The sequence below is a fragment of the Lysobacter panacisoli genome (assembly GCF_009765165.1).
In the GTDB taxonomy this organism is placed as follows: domain Bacteria; phylum Pseudomonadota; class Gammaproteobacteria; order Xanthomonadales; family Xanthomonadaceae; genus Lysobacter_J; species Lysobacter_J panacisoli.
Window position 1 is genome coordinate 776,936 of record NZ_VLNU01000001.1, and the last position, 15,873, is coordinate 792,808.

Annotated in this window: 20 protein-coding genes and 1 tRNA gene; 3 read left to right on the forward strand and 18 right to left on the reverse strand. The window is 68.5% G+C overall.

Annotated features, from left to right (window positions below):
• Positions 1-158: 158 nt before the first annotated feature.
• The 4 genes from FOF45_RS03860 to FOF45_RS03875 form a co-directional block, all read right to left on the reverse strand.
• Positions 159-1,259: a GGDEF domain-containing protein gene (locus FOF45_RS03860; RefSeq protein WP_158982690.1), complete on the reverse strand. Its 1,101-nt coding sequence runs from the start codon at positions 1,257-1,259 to the stop codon at positions 159-161.
• Positions 1,260-1,368: 109 nt separating this feature from the next.
• Positions 1,369-2,328 carry an MBL fold metallo-hydrolase gene (locus FOF45_RS03865; RefSeq protein ID WP_158982691.1) on the reverse strand — a complete coding sequence of 320 codons (960 nt, stop codon included), beginning with the start codon at positions 2,326-2,328 and terminating at the stop codon, positions 1,369-1,371.
• A gap of 85 nt (positions 2,329-2,413) precedes the next feature.
• Positions 2,414-2,725, reverse strand: coding sequence for a hypothetical protein (locus tag FOF45_RS03870; protein WP_158982692.1), 312 nt, complete (start codon positions 2,723-2,725; stop codon positions 2,414-2,416).
• On the reverse strand, positions 2,722-4,065 hold the full coding sequence (locus tag FOF45_RS03875; protein WP_158982693.1) for a tryptophan--tRNA ligase: 1,344 nt from the start codon (positions 4,063-4,065) through the stop codon (positions 2,722-2,724). The genes FOF45_RS03870 and FOF45_RS03875 overlap by 4 nt, the downstream gene beginning before the upstream one ends.
• Before the next feature lie 107 nt (positions 4,066-4,172).
• Here FOF45_RS03875 and FOF45_RS03880 point away from each other — a divergent pair, with 107 nt between their 5' ends.
• Positions 4,173-4,916 carry a hypothetical protein gene (locus FOF45_RS03880; protein WP_158982694.1) on the forward strand — a complete coding sequence of 248 codons (744 nt, stop codon included), beginning with the start codon at positions 4,173-4,175 and terminating at the stop codon, positions 4,914-4,916.
• 77 nt (positions 4,917-4,993) lie between these two features.
• Here FOF45_RS03880 and FOF45_RS03885 read toward each other — a convergent pair whose 3' ends face one another.
• From FOF45_RS03885 to birA, 11 genes are all read right to left on the reverse strand, one after another.
• Complete coding sequence (locus FOF45_RS03885) at positions 4,994-5,194, reverse strand: CsbD family protein (protein WP_115841280.1); 201 nt, start codon at positions 5,192-5,194, stop codon at positions 4,994-4,996.
• Between the two features lie 214 nt (positions 5,195-5,408).
• Positions 5,409-5,561, reverse strand: a complete 153-nt coding sequence (locus FOF45_RS03890) for an entericidin A/B family lipoprotein (protein WP_158982695.1) — start codon at positions 5,559-5,561, stop codon at positions 5,409-5,411.
• Positions 5,562-5,691: 130 nt separating this feature from the next.
• Positions 5,692-6,606: a DUF4097 family beta strand repeat-containing protein gene (locus tag FOF45_RS03895; RefSeq protein ID WP_158982696.1), complete on the reverse strand. Its 915-nt coding sequence runs from the start codon at positions 6,604-6,606 to the stop codon at positions 5,692-5,694.
• Between the two features lie 67 nt (positions 6,607-6,673).
• On the reverse strand, positions 6,674-7,213 hold the full coding sequence (locus tag FOF45_RS03900; protein WP_158982697.1) for a hypothetical protein: 540 nt from the start codon (positions 7,211-7,213) through the stop codon (positions 6,674-6,676).
• The gene (locus tag FOF45_RS03905) at positions 7,210-7,773 is read right to left on the reverse strand and encodes an RNA polymerase sigma factor (RefSeq protein WP_158987199.1); all 564 of its coding nucleotides are present in this window, start codon (positions 7,771-7,773) and stop codon (positions 7,210-7,212) included. Before FOF45_RS03905 ends, FOF45_RS03900 begins: the two co-directional genes overlap by 4 nt.
• 175 nt (positions 7,774-7,948) lie before the next feature.
• The gene (locus FOF45_RS03910; RefSeq protein ID WP_158982698.1) at positions 7,949-8,083 is read right to left on the reverse strand and encodes an entericidin A/B family lipoprotein; all 135 of its coding nucleotides are present in this window, start codon (positions 8,081-8,083) and stop codon (positions 7,949-7,951) included.
• A gap of 118 nt (positions 8,084-8,201) precedes the next feature.
• On the reverse strand, positions 8,202-9,125 hold the full coding sequence (gene rocF / locus FOF45_RS03915) for an arginase (RefSeq protein WP_158982699.1): 924 nt from the start codon (positions 9,123-9,125) through the stop codon (positions 8,202-8,204).
• Positions 9,126-9,141: 16 nt separating this feature from the next.
• Positions 9,142-9,217, reverse strand: a tRNA-Thr gene (locus tag FOF45_RS03920).
• Positions 9,218-9,257: 40 nt separating this feature from the next.
• A complete protein-coding gene (locus FOF45_RS03925) occupies positions 9,258-10,010 on the reverse strand; it encodes an SPOR domain-containing protein (RefSeq protein WP_158982700.1) in 753 nt (250 codons plus the stop codon).
• A 24-nt stretch (positions 10,011-10,034) separates the two neighbouring features.
• Positions 10,035-10,775: a type III pantothenate kinase gene (locus tag FOF45_RS03930; protein WP_158982701.1), complete on the reverse strand. Its 741-nt coding sequence runs from the start codon at positions 10,773-10,775 to the stop codon at positions 10,035-10,037.
• The gene (gene birA / locus FOF45_RS03935; RefSeq protein WP_158987201.1) at positions 10,772-11,770 is read right to left on the reverse strand and encodes a bifunctional biotin--[acetyl-CoA-carboxylase] ligase/biotin operon repressor BirA; all 999 of its coding nucleotides are present in this window, start codon (positions 11,768-11,770) and stop codon (positions 10,772-10,774) included. Before birA ends, FOF45_RS03930 begins: the two co-directional genes overlap by 4 nt.
• 420 nt (positions 11,771-12,190) lie before the next feature.
• Between birA and FOF45_RS03940 the strand changes: the two genes are divergently transcribed.
• Together FOF45_RS03940 and FOF45_RS03945 are read left to right on the forward strand one after the other, a co-directional pair.
• Positions 12,191-12,451: a hypothetical protein gene (locus FOF45_RS03940; protein ID WP_158982702.1), complete on the forward strand. Its 261-nt coding sequence runs from the start codon at positions 12,191-12,193 to the stop codon at positions 12,449-12,451.
• Positions 12,452-12,469: 18 nt separating this feature from the next.
• The gene (locus FOF45_RS03945; protein WP_158987203.1) at positions 12,470-13,210 is read left to right on the forward strand and encodes a M90 family metallopeptidase; all 741 of its coding nucleotides are present in this window, start codon (positions 12,470-12,472) and stop codon (positions 13,208-13,210) included.
• 10 nt (positions 13,211-13,220) lie between these two features.
• On the opposite strand, the gene FOF45_RS03950 is transcribed toward FOF45_RS03945, so the two are convergent.
• The 3 genes from FOF45_RS03950 to FOF45_RS03960 all read right to left on the reverse strand — a co-directional run bounded on the left by FOF45_RS03950 (position 13,221) and on the right by FOF45_RS03960 (position 15,868).
• Positions 13,221-14,621 carry an ATP-binding protein gene (locus FOF45_RS03950; protein WP_158982703.1) on the reverse strand — a complete coding sequence of 467 codons (1,401 nt, stop codon included), beginning with the start codon at positions 14,619-14,621 and terminating at the stop codon, positions 13,221-13,223.
• 141 nt (positions 14,622-14,762) lie between these two features.
• Complete coding sequence (locus FOF45_RS03955) at positions 14,763-15,446, reverse strand: response regulator transcription factor (RefSeq protein ID WP_137833915.1); 684 nt, start codon at positions 15,444-15,446, stop codon at positions 14,763-14,765.
• Positions 15,447-15,514: 68 nt separating this feature from the next.
• Positions 15,515-15,868, reverse strand: a complete 354-nt coding sequence (locus tag FOF45_RS03960; protein WP_158982704.1) for a hypothetical protein — start codon at positions 15,866-15,868, stop codon at positions 15,515-15,517.
• Between the last annotated feature and the right edge of the window lie 5 nt (positions 15,869-15,873).

Consider the following 15,873-nt stretch of genomic DNA (forward strand, 5'->3'; position numbering starts at 1 on the left):
TGGCCGCCTTCGGCGGCCTGTCCCTCTCCCGCAAGGGGAGAGGGACACACTTCATGCCGTGATGCCTCATTTCGAACTGTCGAGGCATGTGGCATTACTTCCACCTCTCCCCTTGCGGGAGAGGTCGGCGCGCGCAGCGCGCCGGGAGAGGGGGGCCCTCACCCATGCATCGGCGTGTCGTCCACCACGACGCGATTCCGTCCGCCCGCCTTCGCCCTATACAGCGCCTGATCCGCGCGATCGAACACCTGCTCGGACCAGTCGCGCGTCGGCTCGCCGGCGGCCAGACCGATCGACACCGTCAACGCGAACGGCAGCGGCGCGGCGGCGATGCGCTGGCGGATGCGTTCGGCGACCTGCACCGCCGACGAGAGCCGCGTGTCGGGCAACAGGATCAGGAACTCCTCGCCGCCGTAGCGCACCGCGACATCGCGCTCGCGGATCGATGCGGCGACCGCATCGGCGACGGCGCGCAGTGCGCGATCGCCAAGCAGGTGACCGTGGCGGTCGTTGACGTCCTTGAAGTGGTCGACGTCGAGCAGCAGCAGCGTGTATGGCGACTGTTGCAGCTGCAACATCGCCTCCGGGTTGTCGCGCAGCTGCGCCAGCGCAGCGCGGTTGAGAAGGCCGGTGAGTGCGTCGTGCGTGGCGCTGTGTTGCAGGAGATCGTTGCGGCGCTGCAGGTCCGCGCGCGCATCCTCGAGCCGCTGCGCGAATGCCTCGCGCTCCGACAGCAGGCGACGTTGTTCCATCGCATAGCGACGCAGTTCGAGCAGATGCTGCGTCTGGCGCGCGAGTACTTCCAGGCCTTCCAGTTGCGCGGCGGTCAGCGTGCGCGGCTTGTTGTCGAGCACACACACCGTGCCGAGCGCACGACCGTCGGGACTCAGCAACGGCATGCCGGCATAGAAGCGCAGCGGTTCGCCGCCGATGCGCAACGCTTCAGGACCGGCGACGCCGGACGCCGCCAGATCGTCGATCACCAGCGGACGATCCGGCTGCTGGATCGCACGTTCGCAGATCGCGTCGGTGCGCGCGGTCTCGCGCAGGTTGAGGCCGATCTGCGCCTTGAACCACTGGCGATCGCGATCGATCAGCGAGATCGCCGCGGCCGGAACGTCGCACAGCGTCATCGCCAGCCGCACGATGTCGTCGTACGCCTGTTCGGGCACGGTATCGACCACCCCGTACGCGTCCAGTGCGGCCTGGCGACGCGCCTCGTCGGGGGGTGGAAGGGCGAGTGGACGGGCGGCGGACATGGGGCTGGGCAGAAAGGCCGCTCAGGCTACTCTCCGGCCTTCGGTCAACCTGTGATGCATGCCACAGGAGCACCGATCCGGGCCGGTCGGTTCAGCCGGTCAGGGCCGCTCAGCCAACCTGAACAGGGCGTTCCGCGTGCTTCTGGCGGGCCAGCCAGATTTCCAGGCCCTGCGCGTTGAGTTCGATGTCGATCGCCAGCAGCGCGCGCGTCTCGTCCGGCGAAAGCGTGCAGCCGTGCGCCTTCGCCCGCGAAATGTACAACTCGCCGAGTGCGGCCACCAGCCACTGGTGGCGGTCGGCCTCGCCCTGCGCCTGGCGCACCAGCGCGACCATCGCGTCGATCTGTTCGACCAGATCGCGCGCGAGCCGCACGACATCGCCGACGCGGCCGTAATGGGTCAGACGCATCGCGTCCGGATTACGCGCGAGCATCGCCGCGATCGACGCCTTCAGTGGTTCGGGTTCGAACTGCACCGGCGACGTGGTCGGGATCACGAACGGCTCGCCGGCCGCGTTGTCGAACTCGCGATACGAGAGGCCGAACGTATCGCCGGTGAACCAGCTGCGGCTGCGCTCGTCCCACACGCACAGGTGGTGGCGCGCGTGACCGGGCGTGTCGATGCACAGCAGCGTGCGTCCGGCGAGGTCGATGGTGTCGCCGTCCTCCACCACGCGCACGCGCTCGGCCGGCACCGGCGCGATCTCGCCGTAACTGCGCGCGATTTCCTCTTCGCCGTATACGGCAGTAGCGCCGGCGACGAGCTTCTCCGGATCGATCATGTGCGGCGCGCCGCGCGGATGCACCGCGAGCGTGGCGTTGGGCAGCACGCGCATCAACGCACCGGCGCCGCCGGCATGGTCCAGGTGCACGTGGGTGAGGATCAGCCAGTCGACATCGGCCGGACTCAGCCTCTGCGATTGCAGCGCGGCGAGCATCGCCGGGATCGAATGCTGCGTGCCGCAATCGACGAACGCGCCACGCCCGTTCTCGACGATCAGGTACGCCGCGTCGAAATGCGGGCGCTGGAAGCCGGTGTCGATGGTGACGATGCCGTGCGCGTCGCTCATGCCGTTGCGCTCCGTTGCGGAAGGAACAGTGCCCAGTCTAGGCCGCGCGATGCCGCGAAACGATGCGGCTTTCGTAGCAGGAATTTCAGCGGTGGCGGCGCAGCCAGCGACGGCGCACGAAGAACGCCGCCGTCAGCACCGCCAGGAACACACCGTAGCCCACCGCCGTCGCCAGCACCTGCTGCCACATGCGTCCGTACACCGGGTCGGCGCTTGCGTGCGACCAGTACAGGCTCAGTACGAACGCGGTGAACGCGAGCAGTAGCGCGATGCCGTCGAACAGCTTGCGCGCCGCGTGGCGCGGATGCCGCGGGAACATCCAGAACAGCACGCCGAGAATCGCGAACCACGGCAGGAACAGGATCAGCGCCAGGTTGAGTTCGACCAGCGGGTTCATGCGTCCTCGGCGGCGAAACGCGCCAGCGCCTCGACGATATCGTCGAGTTCGACGCCGTCGTCGAGATGACCGATCACCTCATCGCCCAACCGCACCACGCCGGCTTCAGCGTTGCGCAACACCGCGGCGCCTTCCCGCTTGAGGCGGCCGATCAGCTGGCCCGCGGTACGCGCTGATTCGTGGCCTGTGCTCTGCAGCAACACGCGATCGCCGTCGACGAGCTTGAAGTAGAAGCGACCGTCGCCCTCGCGGTATTGCTTGAACGTCGGCAGTGCTTCCGCCTTCGCCGCTTTCCTGGTCGCGCCCGTCGTGACCTGCGACAGGTCGCGCAGGCCGACCGCCTCGCGCAGCGTCTTCAGCGTCGGTGCGGCGTAGGTCTCGCGCACGCGTCTTGCGCCATCGCGCAGGATCGCCTCGATGTCGGCCGGGCGCGCGATCAGTTCGTCGTAGCGCGCCCGCAGCGGCGCGATTTCGCGGTCGATGCGTTCGAACAGCGCTTGCTTCGCTTCGCCCCACGCGATGCCATCGGCGAACGCGCGGCGCATCGCGGTGGTTTCCTCGACGCTGGCGAAAGCCTGGTAGAGCTGGAACACGTTGGAGTTGTCGGCGTCCTTGGCTTCGCCGGGCGCGCGCGAATCGGTGACGATCGAGTAGATCAGCTTCTTCAGCGTCTCGCGCGGCACGAACAACGGGATCGTGTTGTCGTAGCTCTTGCTCATCTTGCGGCCATCGAGCCCGGGCAGCGTGGCGACGTTCTCGTCGATCACCGCCTCGGGCATCACGAAGAACGGCTGCGCCGCCGCATCGCCGTACAGATGATTGAAGCGTTGGCCGAAATCGCGCGCCATCTCGATGTGCTGCACCTGGTCGCGACCGACCGGCACGCGGTTGGCGTTGAACAGCAGGATGTCGGCGGCCATCAGCACCGGATACATGAACAGTCCCGCGCTCACGCCGGCATCGTCGTCCTCGCCGGCCTCGCGGTTCTTGTCCACCGCGGCCTTGTAGGCATGCGCGCGATTGAGCAGGCCCTTGCCGGCGACGCAGGTCAGGAACCAGGTCAGCTCCTGCACTTCCGGCACGTCGCTCTGGCGGTAGAACCACACCTTGTCCGGTTCCAGTCCGCAGGCCAGCCACGTCGCGGCGATCTCCAGCGTGGAGCGTTGCACGCGCGCCGGATCCTGCACCTTGATCAGGGCGTGGTAGTCGGCGAGGAAGTAGAAGCTCTCCACGCCCGGGTCGCGGCTGGCGTTCACGGCGGGGCGGATCGCGCCGACGTAGTTGCCCAGGTGCGGAGTGCCGGAGGTGGTGATGCCGGTAAGGACGCGGGTGCGGCTCATCGAAGCGTAATGCCGGGAAAACGGCCCCACAGTGTACCCGCGCCCCGCCAACCCCGCGGCCACGGCCCGTGCGTTGAACCGGACGTCCCCAGCCGAGGCCGTCCACCATGCGCACCCTGCCCTCTCTCCTTGCCCTGTCCGTCGCGTTGGCGGCCTCTACGGTCGCCGCATCGCCCCGGGTCGAACTGGCGCTGGTCGATCGTGACAGCGGCGAATGGGCCGCCCCCGTCCGCCACCGCGGCCAGACCTGGGTCGAAGGCACGCCGGGGCATCGTTACGCGGTACGCCTGACCAATGTCACCAGCGAGCGGCTCCTGGTCGTTCTGTCGGTGGACGGCGTCAACGCCATCACCGGCCAGACGGCCTCGCCTGCGCAAAGCGGTTACGTGCTCGAGCCGTGGCAGACGACGCAGGTCGATGGTTGGCGCAAGTCGATGCGCCATGTCGCGCAGTTCGTGTTCACCGACCTGCCCGACAGCTACGCCGCGCGCACCGGTCGCCCGGACAACGTCGGCGTCATCGGCATCGCCGTGTTCGAGGAAGCACGACGCTGGCGGGAGCCGCCGGCGATCGAGGAGCGTTCCGTGAGCAAGTCATCCGCGCCCATGCGGGACGAAGCGCGTGCGCAGTCGATCGGCACCGGGCATGGCGGCAGCCAGGCGTCGTCCGCGTATCGCACCGCGTTCGAGCGTGCGAGTTCGACACCGGTGGAAGTGACGCAGATGCGCTACGACGACCGCGCCTCACTGGTGGCGCGCGGCGTGATTCCGTGGCGCCGGCCGCATCGCGACGATCGTCCGCGCGCATTCCCGGCGGGGTTCGTTCCCGATCCGCCGGGTTGGGACGATTGACGATGGTGATGGTTCCCCGCGCGCGCCGGTGCAACGATGGGATTGGCGCCGGCGCGCGCACCGCTTGGGTCAACAGATCAGTTCAGGGACTTCTCGAAATCGCGGACTTCCTGCTGGGCGCGGTCGCGTTCCCAGCCGTAGCGTTCCTGCAGTTTTCCGGCGAGGTATTCGGCGTTGCCTTCGGCCACGTCGAAGTCGTCGTCGGTCAGGTCGCCCCAGCGTGCCTGGGCTTTGCCCTTCAACTGCGTCCACTTGCCGGCAATGATGTCTTTGTTCATCCGTTGCATTCCTCTGGTCGTGTCGATTGCGGTATCGATGTTTCCGCACGGACAGAGTCGCAAGCGACGCATTCGGTCGAAGTCGCGATTGTGTTAGACGCGATTTGATGTCGGTGAACGCGTCGTTCATCGCATCGCGCGTGTCGCGATCCGCGAAACGAAAAAGGCCGGATCGCTCCGGCCTTCTTCGTTCGGACTGCACTGCCCTGTTGCTTCAGCACTTGCCGTCCTTGCAATCCTCGGCCTTGGTTTCGACCTTTTCGCCAGCCTTCTGCACGTCCTTGCCGGCACCCGCCATCGTGTTGCAGGCGCTCAGGGTGCCCATCGAAAACAGGGCAAGCAGCAGCAGAGCCATCAAACGCTTCATGGAATTCTCCTCGACTCGGTGGAACCACTTGGCCACGCCGCGTGGCGTGTCGCGGATGCATCTGACGCGAGCACGCGTGAACGCGGGGTGGATGCGGTTGGGACCGATTCAGGCGAAGCGCACCGATGCCTCAGTTGAGCTGCAACGTCGCGTCGCCGGAGAAGGTCTGCAGCGTGACGTCGCCGTCGCCGTTGCCGTATCGGTGTTCGAAGTTCGAACCCGGGCCGTGTTCGGGACGGATGATCCGCGCACCCGGCGCCGTCAGGTCGCCGCTGAAGCTTTCGCCGCGCACGTTCGCCGAGAGGTTCTTCGGCAACGTCACGTTGAGGTCGCCGCTGACGGTTTCCAGCGAGATGCGGCCGTTGCTGGCCAGGCCGGTGTCGATGCGGATGTCGCCCGACACGGTCGAACCTGTGACCTTCTGCGGACGACTCTGCAGCACACCGACGTCGATGCGGCCCGACACGGTTTCCACCGAGATTTCGCCATCGAGGCGGCCGCGCAGGGTGAGATCGCCGCTCACCGTTTCGGCGCTGACGCGATTGCTGTTGATGGTCAGGTTGAGGTCGCCGCTGACGCTGTCGAAGTCGGCTTCGCGCGGCGCGGCCGCGACGACGACATCGCCGCTCACCGCGTCGATCGACAGTTCGCCCGAAGCGATGCCTTCGACGTTGACGTCGGCCGACACCACGTCGATGTCGAGGTCGGCGCGCAGCGGCACCATCAGGCGCAGGTCGGTGGGTTCGCTCTTGTCGCTGCCGAACATGCCCATGCCGCCGCGGTTCGGATACTTAACGCGCACATTGAGGTGCTCGCTGTCGCCTTCGATCTCCAGGCGCTCGACGCCGGCGCCGAGACTCCCTTCGATCTTCACTTCGGGACGATCCCAGGCCTTCACCACGACGGAGCCTTTGATGTTCTCGATCTCGACCCGGCCGCGCGGATCCAGCGGGCGCGTCTCGTTGATCGGCGTGGCCGCGAACGCGCCGTGCGCCGTCAGCAGGGCCAGGCCGAATGCGAGGCGTTGAATGTGGACGCGGGTCATGGACGTTCTCCGGAAGGGCATTGGATCGGAATGAGCGGAAGGTCGGTGGAGGAGGATGCGGACAACATCAGGCGTACGCGATGCGTTGCGCAAGTGCGAGGCGGCGTGCGTACGTCTTGCGCAGCTGTTCGAGCAGCAGGCGCGAATCGGGGTCGTGCGCCAGCGCTTCGAGGATCAGCGCGGCGTTGCGGTCGAGTTCGTCGAAGGCCGGTTGCAGTTCGGCCGGTGGGTGGCCGCTGCCGACCTCCTGGATCGCCGCCTGGTACTGCCGGGTCATGCCCTGCGCTTCGCGCTGCACGAGGCTGCCGCCGGTGCGCGTCGTCGCTGCCGTCGTCACCGTGTCGCGCGGCGACTGCACGTCGTTGTCGCTGCGCCACAGGCCGACCGTGCCGACCGCCAGCACCAGCGTCGCGGCCATCGCCACCGGCGTGAGCCAGCGCGGACGCGACGGTGCGGCGGCCTGCCGCGGCTGCGCCTGCAGTCGCTGCGCGATGCCGGGCCACAGGTCCTCGCCCGGCGGGACGTCGCGACGCATCGCACGCAGCTGCCAGCGCAGCGCGTCGGGAAGTTCGCGGGGGGTGTCGTCGTTGTGATCGTGGGTGTTCATGCGTGTGCTCCCAACCGTTCGCGCAACAGATTGCGCGCGCGATGCAATTGCGCTTTCGAACTGCCGACCGCCATGCCGAGTTCGGCGGCGATCTCCTCGTGCTTCCAGCCCTCGACGTCGTACAGGACCAGCACCGCGCGGGCGCGCGGCGGCAGGCTGGCGACGGCGCGTTCCAGGTCCATCGACAGGGCCGTGGTGTGTCCGGCCGAATCGGCGCTGCCGAGCAGATCGAATACCTCCTCGTCCGAATCGCCATCGTCCTGCGGGCGGCTGCGGCGGCTGCGCATTTCCATCAGCGCGGTGTTCACCGCCAGCCGATGCAGCCAGGTCGAGAAGGCCGACTCGAACCGGAACGCCGGCAACGCCTGCCATGCGCGGACGAAGGCTTCCTGGGTCAGGTCCTCGGCGCGCGCGCCCTGCCCACCGACGAGACGGGCGATCACGCCGTGCACGCGACCGGCATGGCGGCGGTAGAGCGCCTCGAAGGCACGCACCTCGCCGCGCGCGGCGGCGGAGACCAGGCTGCGTTCCTCGCTCCCGTCCTCGCTCGCGACGGGCATGTCGGTCAGGTTTTCGGTCACGACGGTCAGCATAGTGGCTGTGATGCGGTGGGACCGTGCCGGGTTTAAGCGGGGCCGGCGCCGCCGGTTTGCCCACCCTGTCCGGTCCGGGGTCCAGACAGCACAAAGGCCGGCAGGGCCGGCCTTCGCTGTGCTGGATCGATGGAGGACCGGCTTAGTTGCTGGCCTTGTCCTCGACCTTCTGGCCGAGCTTCTTCACGTCCTTTCCGAGGCCTTCCATCGTGTTGCAGGCGGTCAGCACGGCCAGCGAGAAGGTGGCGAGCAGCAGCAGGGAAACAAAGCGCTTCATGGTCTCTCCCCGAGACGAGGTCTGGTAATGGCCCAAGGATCGCATGGCCCGCCGCCGGCCGCACCCGCCCGACCGGGTCGACGGGCGTGATGTCAGCCGCAATTCAGGACGCCGTCGCTCAGTCGCGCATCAGGGTCGACTTGCCGAACAGGCTTTCGACCAGGTCCACCGCCAACCGCGCGGTACGGTTGCGTTTGTCGATGATCGGGTTGAGTTCGACGATGTCGAGCGAGGCCATCCGCCCCGTGTCCGCGATCATCTCCATCACCAGCTGCGCTTCGCGGTAGTTCGGCCCGCCCGGCACCGTCGTGCCCACGCCGGGCGCGATGCTGGGATCGAGGAAGTCCACGTCGAAGCTGACGTGCAGATGGGTGTTGTCGTCCACGCCTTCCAGCGCTTCTTCCATCACCCGCTTCATGCCGATCTCGTCGATGTAGCGCATGTCGTACACATCGAGACCGTATTCCTGCACAAGGCGCTTCTCGCCTTCGTCGACGGAACGGATGCCGATCTGGCGGATCTCCTCCGGCCGCAGCGCGGGCGCTTCGCCGCCGAGGTTCGTCAGTGCGTCGGGGCCGAGTCCGCACAGGCACGCCACCGGCATGCCGTGGACGTTGCCCGAGGGCGTGACCTGGCTGGTGTTGAAGTCGGCGTGCGCGTCGAGCCACAACACGCGCAGTTGTTTGCCGGTGCGACGGCAATGGCGCGCGACCGCCGTGATCGAACCCAGCCCCAGGCAGTGGTCGCCGCCGAGCAGGATCGGCAGGCGCTGCTGTTCCAGCTCGGCCGACACCGCGTCCATCACGAGGCGGTTCCACGCGACCACTTCCGCCAGGTGGCGATAGCCTTCCACCGGCTTCTGCCAGGGATTGCGCGGGCCGTCGAGGTTGCCGCGATCGACCACGTCGACGCCGCGCTTGAGCAGGGCCTCGCCGAGGCCGGCGATTCGCAGCGCTTCCGGTCCGAGCCGGGCGCCGCGGTGTCCTGCGCCGACGTCGGTCGGTGCGCCGATCAGCGAAACCGGCGGATGGGTACGACTCATCGATGGCGTCCTCGTCTGGTGCCGGCAGTCAGAATCGAACTGACGACCTACCGCTTACAAGGCGGTTGCTCTACCAACTGAGCTATGCCGGCGAGACGGACATTCTAGCCTGCGGCCACGGTCGCGCCCATGTCAGCGCAGGCGCGCGCAATCCAGCGGTCGCGGCGCCATCTGCACCGCGGCTTCGGCGCGGGCGGGATCGAACTCTGGCTTGGCGACCAGATCGAGCCAGACCGACACGCGACCCTCGCCCAGCGGCTCAGCGCGCGCGGGAAAGCCCGCACCAGTGAGGCTGTCGGCGCGGCGGCGTGCGGAGTCCTCGCTGCGGTAACGGCCCAGTGCGATCGAATTGGCCTCGCTGCCCTGGCGCACGACGAAGAAATCGCCGAAGCCCGCCGCGGAAATCTTCCCGGCCATCGCTTGTGCGTCCTCGAGCGTGGCCGCCGCAGGCAGGTAGACGCGCCAGCCGCGCGCGCTCGAACCGGTGCGCTGCTCGCGCGGCACGACACGGCTCGATACGGCCATCAACAGTTCGCGCGCATTCTGCGCGGCGGTGGAATCGTTGAACGGGCCGACGCTGTAGCAGCGCGCGCCGGCGGGAATGGCGGCGGCGGTCGCATCGCGGAGTGCTTCCGGCGGCATCGGTGCCGGAGCCTTCGTGGCCGATGGTGCGATGGGCGATGGCGATGGCGCAGTCGTCGTGGTCGCCGGTGCGGCAGGCGCGGCCGGCTGCGGCGCGCGGGTTTCGCGCACCAGTTGCAGGCGCGCGACGTCCGCGGGCTGTTCGACCGCGATCGGCGGCGACGGCGGCGCGCGCAGCATCCACCAGGCGGCGACGCCGAGATTGAGCACGAGCAGCAGGACGACCAGGGCGCGTACGAGCATGGGGCGAGATTCTAAGGGGCAATCCTAAGCGGCGGTTTCGACGGCGGCCCACTGCGCGAGGCCTTCGAGCACGAGCGTTGCGACTTCGGTCGCGGTCGGCAGGTGCGCCGCCAGCGTGTCCGAACCGCCGCCGTGCAGCAACAGTCGCGGTTCCTCGCCGAGCCGGACACGGGCCGCGTCGAGGCTGCGTTCGATCAGGGCGACGGCCGCGCCGTCGCAGCCGGACGCCAGCGCGTCCTCGGTGTCGGCGGCGAAATCCACGTAATTCCCGCCCTGCTCCGGCAGCTGCGGCGCGCGCGCGTGCAGGACTTCGCGCATCAGCGTCGGCGACGGCGCGATCCGGCCGCCGAGGTGGGTTCCCTGAGCATCGAGCAGGTCCACCGTCAGCGCCGTGCCCACGCCGCACACCAGCGCCGGTCCCTGCGCGCGTGCATGCGCGGCGACCAGCGCCAGAAAGCGGTCGACGCCGAGCTTGCGCGGATCGCGATAGGCGATGCGCACGTCGCCGAAACGCGGCTGCGTGCGCGCGATGGAAATACGCCGGCAACGCGAGGCGAGCGCTTCCAGCACGGCCACGCGTAGGCCAGGCTGCGCGACGCTGGCCAGGTAGGCGACGTCGATGTGTTCCGGCAGATGCTGCGTCAGCGCGGCCGCCACGTCTTCCTCGCGATGCGGTAGCGCACGCGCTTCACCGACGCGGCCGCCGTCGAGCAGCGGCGCGCACTTCAGCCGCGTGTTGCCGAGATCGAACAGCCACGCGCTCATGCCGTCGCTCCGCTGCGCACGCTGACTTCTCCCGAATGGAATGCGCGTTCCTGACCGTCGTCGAGGCGCACGCGCAGCGCACCGTCGTCCGCGAGGCCGAGCGCGATGCCGGCGAGCGTCGCCGTCGGGGCGTGCACGGTGACAGGACGCCCAGCCAGCGCGTCGAGTGCGGCATAGCGCGCCTGGAACGGCGCGAGGCCGGTCGCATCGAATTCGTCGAGCGCCGGCAACAAGCGCGACAGCACCGCACCGGCCAGCGCATTGCGATCGGGCGCGCGTGCAGGCGCGGACAGGCCCGCGAGATCGCACCACGGTTGATCGATCCGTGCCGCCACGTCCGCCGGCATGCGCACGTTGATGCCCAACCCGATCACTGCTCGCGCCGGACCGGCGTGTTCGCCGCCGCCTTCGACGAGGATGCCGCCGAGCTTGCGCAGGCTGCCGTCGAATGCGGGAACGACGAGATCGTTCGGCCACTTCAGGCGCACGTCGTCGAAGCCGAGGCCGCGCAGGGCTTCCGCCGCGGCAATGCCGGCTACCAGGCTCAACCCGCCCAGGCGCGCCAGACCGGCACCGAACTGGCGCGAGACGGACACATAAAGGTGTGCCGCCAGCGGCGACGACCACTCGCGCCCGCGACGACCGCGGCCGCCGGTCTGGCGCTCGGCCAGCAGCACGCGAGCGCCGCGCTCGGGCGTGGGCTGGCGCAGGAGTTCGGTATTGGTCGAGTCGAGGGTCCAGGCCACGTCGAGCCCGGCCAGGACAGCGGCAGCCGCCGGGATCAGCGCGGAACGGATCGCACCGGCATCGAGCAGCTCCAGCGGCGTCGTCAGCACGTAGCCGCGCCCCGCCTTCGCCTCGATCGGCACGCCGGCTTCGCGCAGCGCACCGATGCGCTTCCAGATGGCGGCGCGGGTCTGGCCGCTGGCGCGGGCCAGGGCGTCGCCGGACGCCGGGCCTTCGATCAGCCGTTGCAGCAGTGCGCGCTCGTCCATCAGCGCGCCCACGACGGCAGGCGGCGGAGAGGGTCCAGACGGGCGACGGAGGGAGCGCGATTCATGGCGCGGATTATGCGGGAGCCGCCCCGGCCGACGAACGGCAATGCACACGCGCGATCGCGCCCGGGACCGCCCGAAATGCCGCTCCGGGGACACCCTACGGTCACGAATCGGCGGGACGATGGCCGTGCGCGGCGAAGCGTTGCAACGTTTCGCCCCGACCGTGCATCGATAGGAGATGATTGCGTCTGCAAGGTGCCGTCCGGATCGACGGTCGCCGAACGGCCCGAACCGGGCGGCGCCGATACATGGAGAGTTGCTGCAATGCACCACCAGCCCGTCCGGCCGACGTCCCGTTTTCGCGCTATAGTCCAGTCTTGCCCGGGGTGCGCCCCGGGTCCGTCCGAGGATTCCGCCATGTTCCGGATCTGCCTGTGCCTGCTGATCGTGGTCGCCAGCTCGACCGTGGCTGCGCGCGAGATCAAGCTCAGCTCCGCCAACAGCGGCAGCTGCCCGGAAGCAGCATCGCTCGCGCGTGAGAACACCCGTGCCACGCCGCGCGCGACCGCTCCCGCCCGTGAAGTGAAGGCCCGACCCAGCGTCCACAGCGACGCCGGCACCAGCTCGCGCATGCAGTCCCCGCGCTGGCACAGCTTCCTGCCGGGCATGTTCCGCTAAGACGCGCGTTTGCTAGGTCTGTTCCGACGCCTTCGCGGCGGTCCCGCTTCCATTCCCGACGATGTCTGGCACGGCACGCGTTCGCGCGTGCCGTGGCTGTCTTCGCTCGACGGCGCACGCGAGGCGCGACTGCGCGAACTCGTCGCGCGCTTCCTGCACGAGAAGACCGTCACGCCGATCGGCGAACTCACCCTCGACGACGAACAGCGCTGCAGCCTCGCCGCGCTGTGTTGTCTGCCGCTGCTGGAATTCGGCGCCGAAGGACTGCGTGGCTGGTCGCAGCTGATCGTCTATCCCGATGCGTTCCGCGTCGATCGCACGCACGTCGATGCGGCCGGCGTACTGCACGAATGGGAAGACGAACTCATCGGCGAAGCCTGGGAACAGGGTCCGGTGATCCTGTCGTGGGCCGACGTCGTCGCCGATTGCGAGGATCCACGCGCGGGCTTCTGCGTGGCCGCGCACGAAATGGCGCACAAGATCGACGTGCTCGATGGCTTGCTCGACGGCACGCCGCCGTTGCCGCGTGCGTGGCAGCGCGAATGGGCGCGCGACTTCCAGACCGCGTACGACGCGCTCGCGGCGAAAGTCGATGCGGGACGCGACACGGTCATCGACGGCTATGCCGCGGAAGCGCCGGAGGAGTTCTTCGCCGTCGTCACGGAGTATCACTTCAGCGATCCGCACACGCTTCGTCGCGCGATACCGAAGGTCGCCGAACACCTGCAGCGGTTCTACGGGCCCTCGCCCTTCGCCTGAGCGCGACGACTTACAGGCCCGGCGGCAACACCACTTCGAAATGCGCGCCGCCCAGTTCCTGCGAGCGGCTCACATCGAGCGTGCCGCGATAGCTGCGCACCACGTCCTGCACCGTGGCCAGGCCGATACCGTGGCCCTGCACGCGCTCGTCGCCGCGCACGCCGCGCTGCAGGATCAGCTCGATCTTGTCCTCCGGCACGCCGGGACCATCGTCGTCCACGGCGAGGAACAGGCCCGGACGACGGTTCGGCGCGATCTCGCCTTCCTTCACCGTCAGCAGCACGCGCGAGTGCGCCCACTTGAACGCGTTCTCGAGCAGGTTGCCCAACACTTCCTGCAGGTCGCCGGGCTCGCCGTAGAACTTCACACCGTCGTCGAGATCGAACTCGCACAGCACGCCTTTCGACGCGTAGATCTTCTCCAGGCTGCGCACGATCTGGTCGGCGTAGGGTTCGATCTCCAGCGGCGCGGCGAACAGCACGTGGCCCGACCGCGCCGCACGCGCGAGCTGGTACGACACCAGGTCGCTCATGCGCCGCACCTGCGTGTCGATTTCCTCGCGCAGTTCCGCCGCACTGACGTCCTCGCCGATGCGCGCGCGCAGCACGGCAAGCGGCGTCTTCAGGCTGTGCGCCAGATCGGCCAGCGTGTTGCGCTGGCGCTCGAGGTTCTCGCGCTCGCTCTCGATGAAGGCGTTGATGCTTTCGGTCAGCGGTTCCAGCTCGCGCGGATGGCGCCCGCTCATGCGCGAAGCGAGGCCGCGTTGCACGCGCTTGAGTTCGTCGATCACGCGCCGCAGCGGGCGCAGACTCCAGCGCATGATCACCGCCTGCAACAGCAGCAGGATGAAACCGGCACCACCGAGGTAACGCCACAGAGCCTGGCGGAATACGCTCACCTGGCGGCTCAGCGCGGTGGTGTCTTCGAGGATGTAGATGGTGTACGGGAACTCCGAGCGCGCGTCGTCGCCGCCCGCGCTCCAGATCAGGCCGCGGCCATAGCGGTAGGCCTCGCCGGGCTGACCGTTGATCTCCTTGATCGGCAGCGGCCCCTCGAAGGTCTCCAGGTTGGCCGCGAGCATCTCGCCGGCCGGCAGGGTCGGGCCCTGCGCGGAGGACGAATCCCAGTGCCCGTTGGGCAGCACCACTTCAGCGTAGAGGCCACTGCCCGGACGCTCCAGGCGCGGATCGACCGTCTCGTACGGGGGGATGAACTCCCCGTTGCGCGCGAATTCGCCGCCTGCCACGTAAGCCAGCGCGAGGCTGCGCAGGCGCTGGCGCATGTTGCTTTCGGCCGTTTCCAGGAACGCGCGGTCGAGCGCGTAGCCTGCCAACGCGAGGAACGCCAGCAGGCCCAGGCTCGCCGCCAGCAGCTGTCGGGCCTGCAGCGAACGCGGCTGGCCCCAGCTCATCGGCGGCGACCGGTGCGATGTCCGGCGTGGAAGTGGCATGCGGAAGACGGCATTGCCGCCAAGGGTAACCAGCGCGCCGCGCGTTGACGATTGCTCGCCGACGCCCGGCGCGTGGGAATCATCGAATCCGTGCGCTGTTGCTTATTCCCCGCTGCGCGCGATGGCGAAGCGGTAGCCACGACCACGGACCGTCTCGATCGGCTTGAGCGAGCCATCCGGGTCGAGCTTCTTGCGCAGGCGGCCGATGAAGACCTCCAGCACGTTGGAGTCGCGGTCGAAGTCCTGCTGGTAGATGTGCTCGGTCAGGTCCGCCTTCGAGACCAGCTCGCCGGCGTGCATCATCAGGTACTCGAGCACCTTGTACTCGTAGCTGGTCAGGTCGACATTGCTGCCGTTGACGCTCACCGTCTGCGCGGCGAGGTCGAGCACCACCGGACCGCATTCCAGCGTCGGCTTGCTCCAGCCGGCGGCGCGGCGCACCAGCGCGTTGAGGCGGGCCAGCAGTTCCTCGATGTGGAACGGCTTGACCAGGTAGTCGTCGGCGCCCTGCTTGAGGCCCTCGACCTTGTCCTGCCAGCTCGAACGCGCCGTCAGGATCAGCACCGGGAACTTCTTGCCTTCGTCGCGCAGGGCCTTGATCAGCTCCATGCCCGACATCTTCGGCAGGCCCAGGTCGATGATGCCCAGGTCGAACGGAACTTCGCGGCCCATGTACAGGCCTTCCTCGCCATCCTGGGCGGCATCGACCGCGAAGCCTTCGCGCTTCAGGCGGGCCGCCAGGGTTTCGCGCAGCGGAGCTTCGTCTTCGACCAGCAGAATTCGCATGTGGACTCCAATGTCGTCGGTTCGTTCTAGGCCGCTCCCCGGGGGCGGGATTCCCAGAGCGTGGCGGGTCAGTCGTCGTTGCGGCGTGTAGGGTCGTCCTGCGGATCCCGGCCACGCGATTGCGATTGCGGATCGTCCATGTAAATGCGAACGCGGCCGCTGGAGTCCACCACCTTCACGCGGTTGACGTCACGGCCGTCGTACGGCACCCGCTCCGCGCTGAGGACCTGGCCACCGGTGCGGCGCTCGACCCGACGCACCGAATCCGAGAGTCCGCGACGGTCCTCACCGCGATCGTGACCGCGGTCGTCGCCGCGATCCTGTCCCTGTCCACGCCCCTGCTGCGCCCACGCGGTTCCGACGGTCGCCGAGACGGCGGCCAGCAGGATCATCAGGGCGGTGCGGGACAGCGGCTTCTTCATGGCGG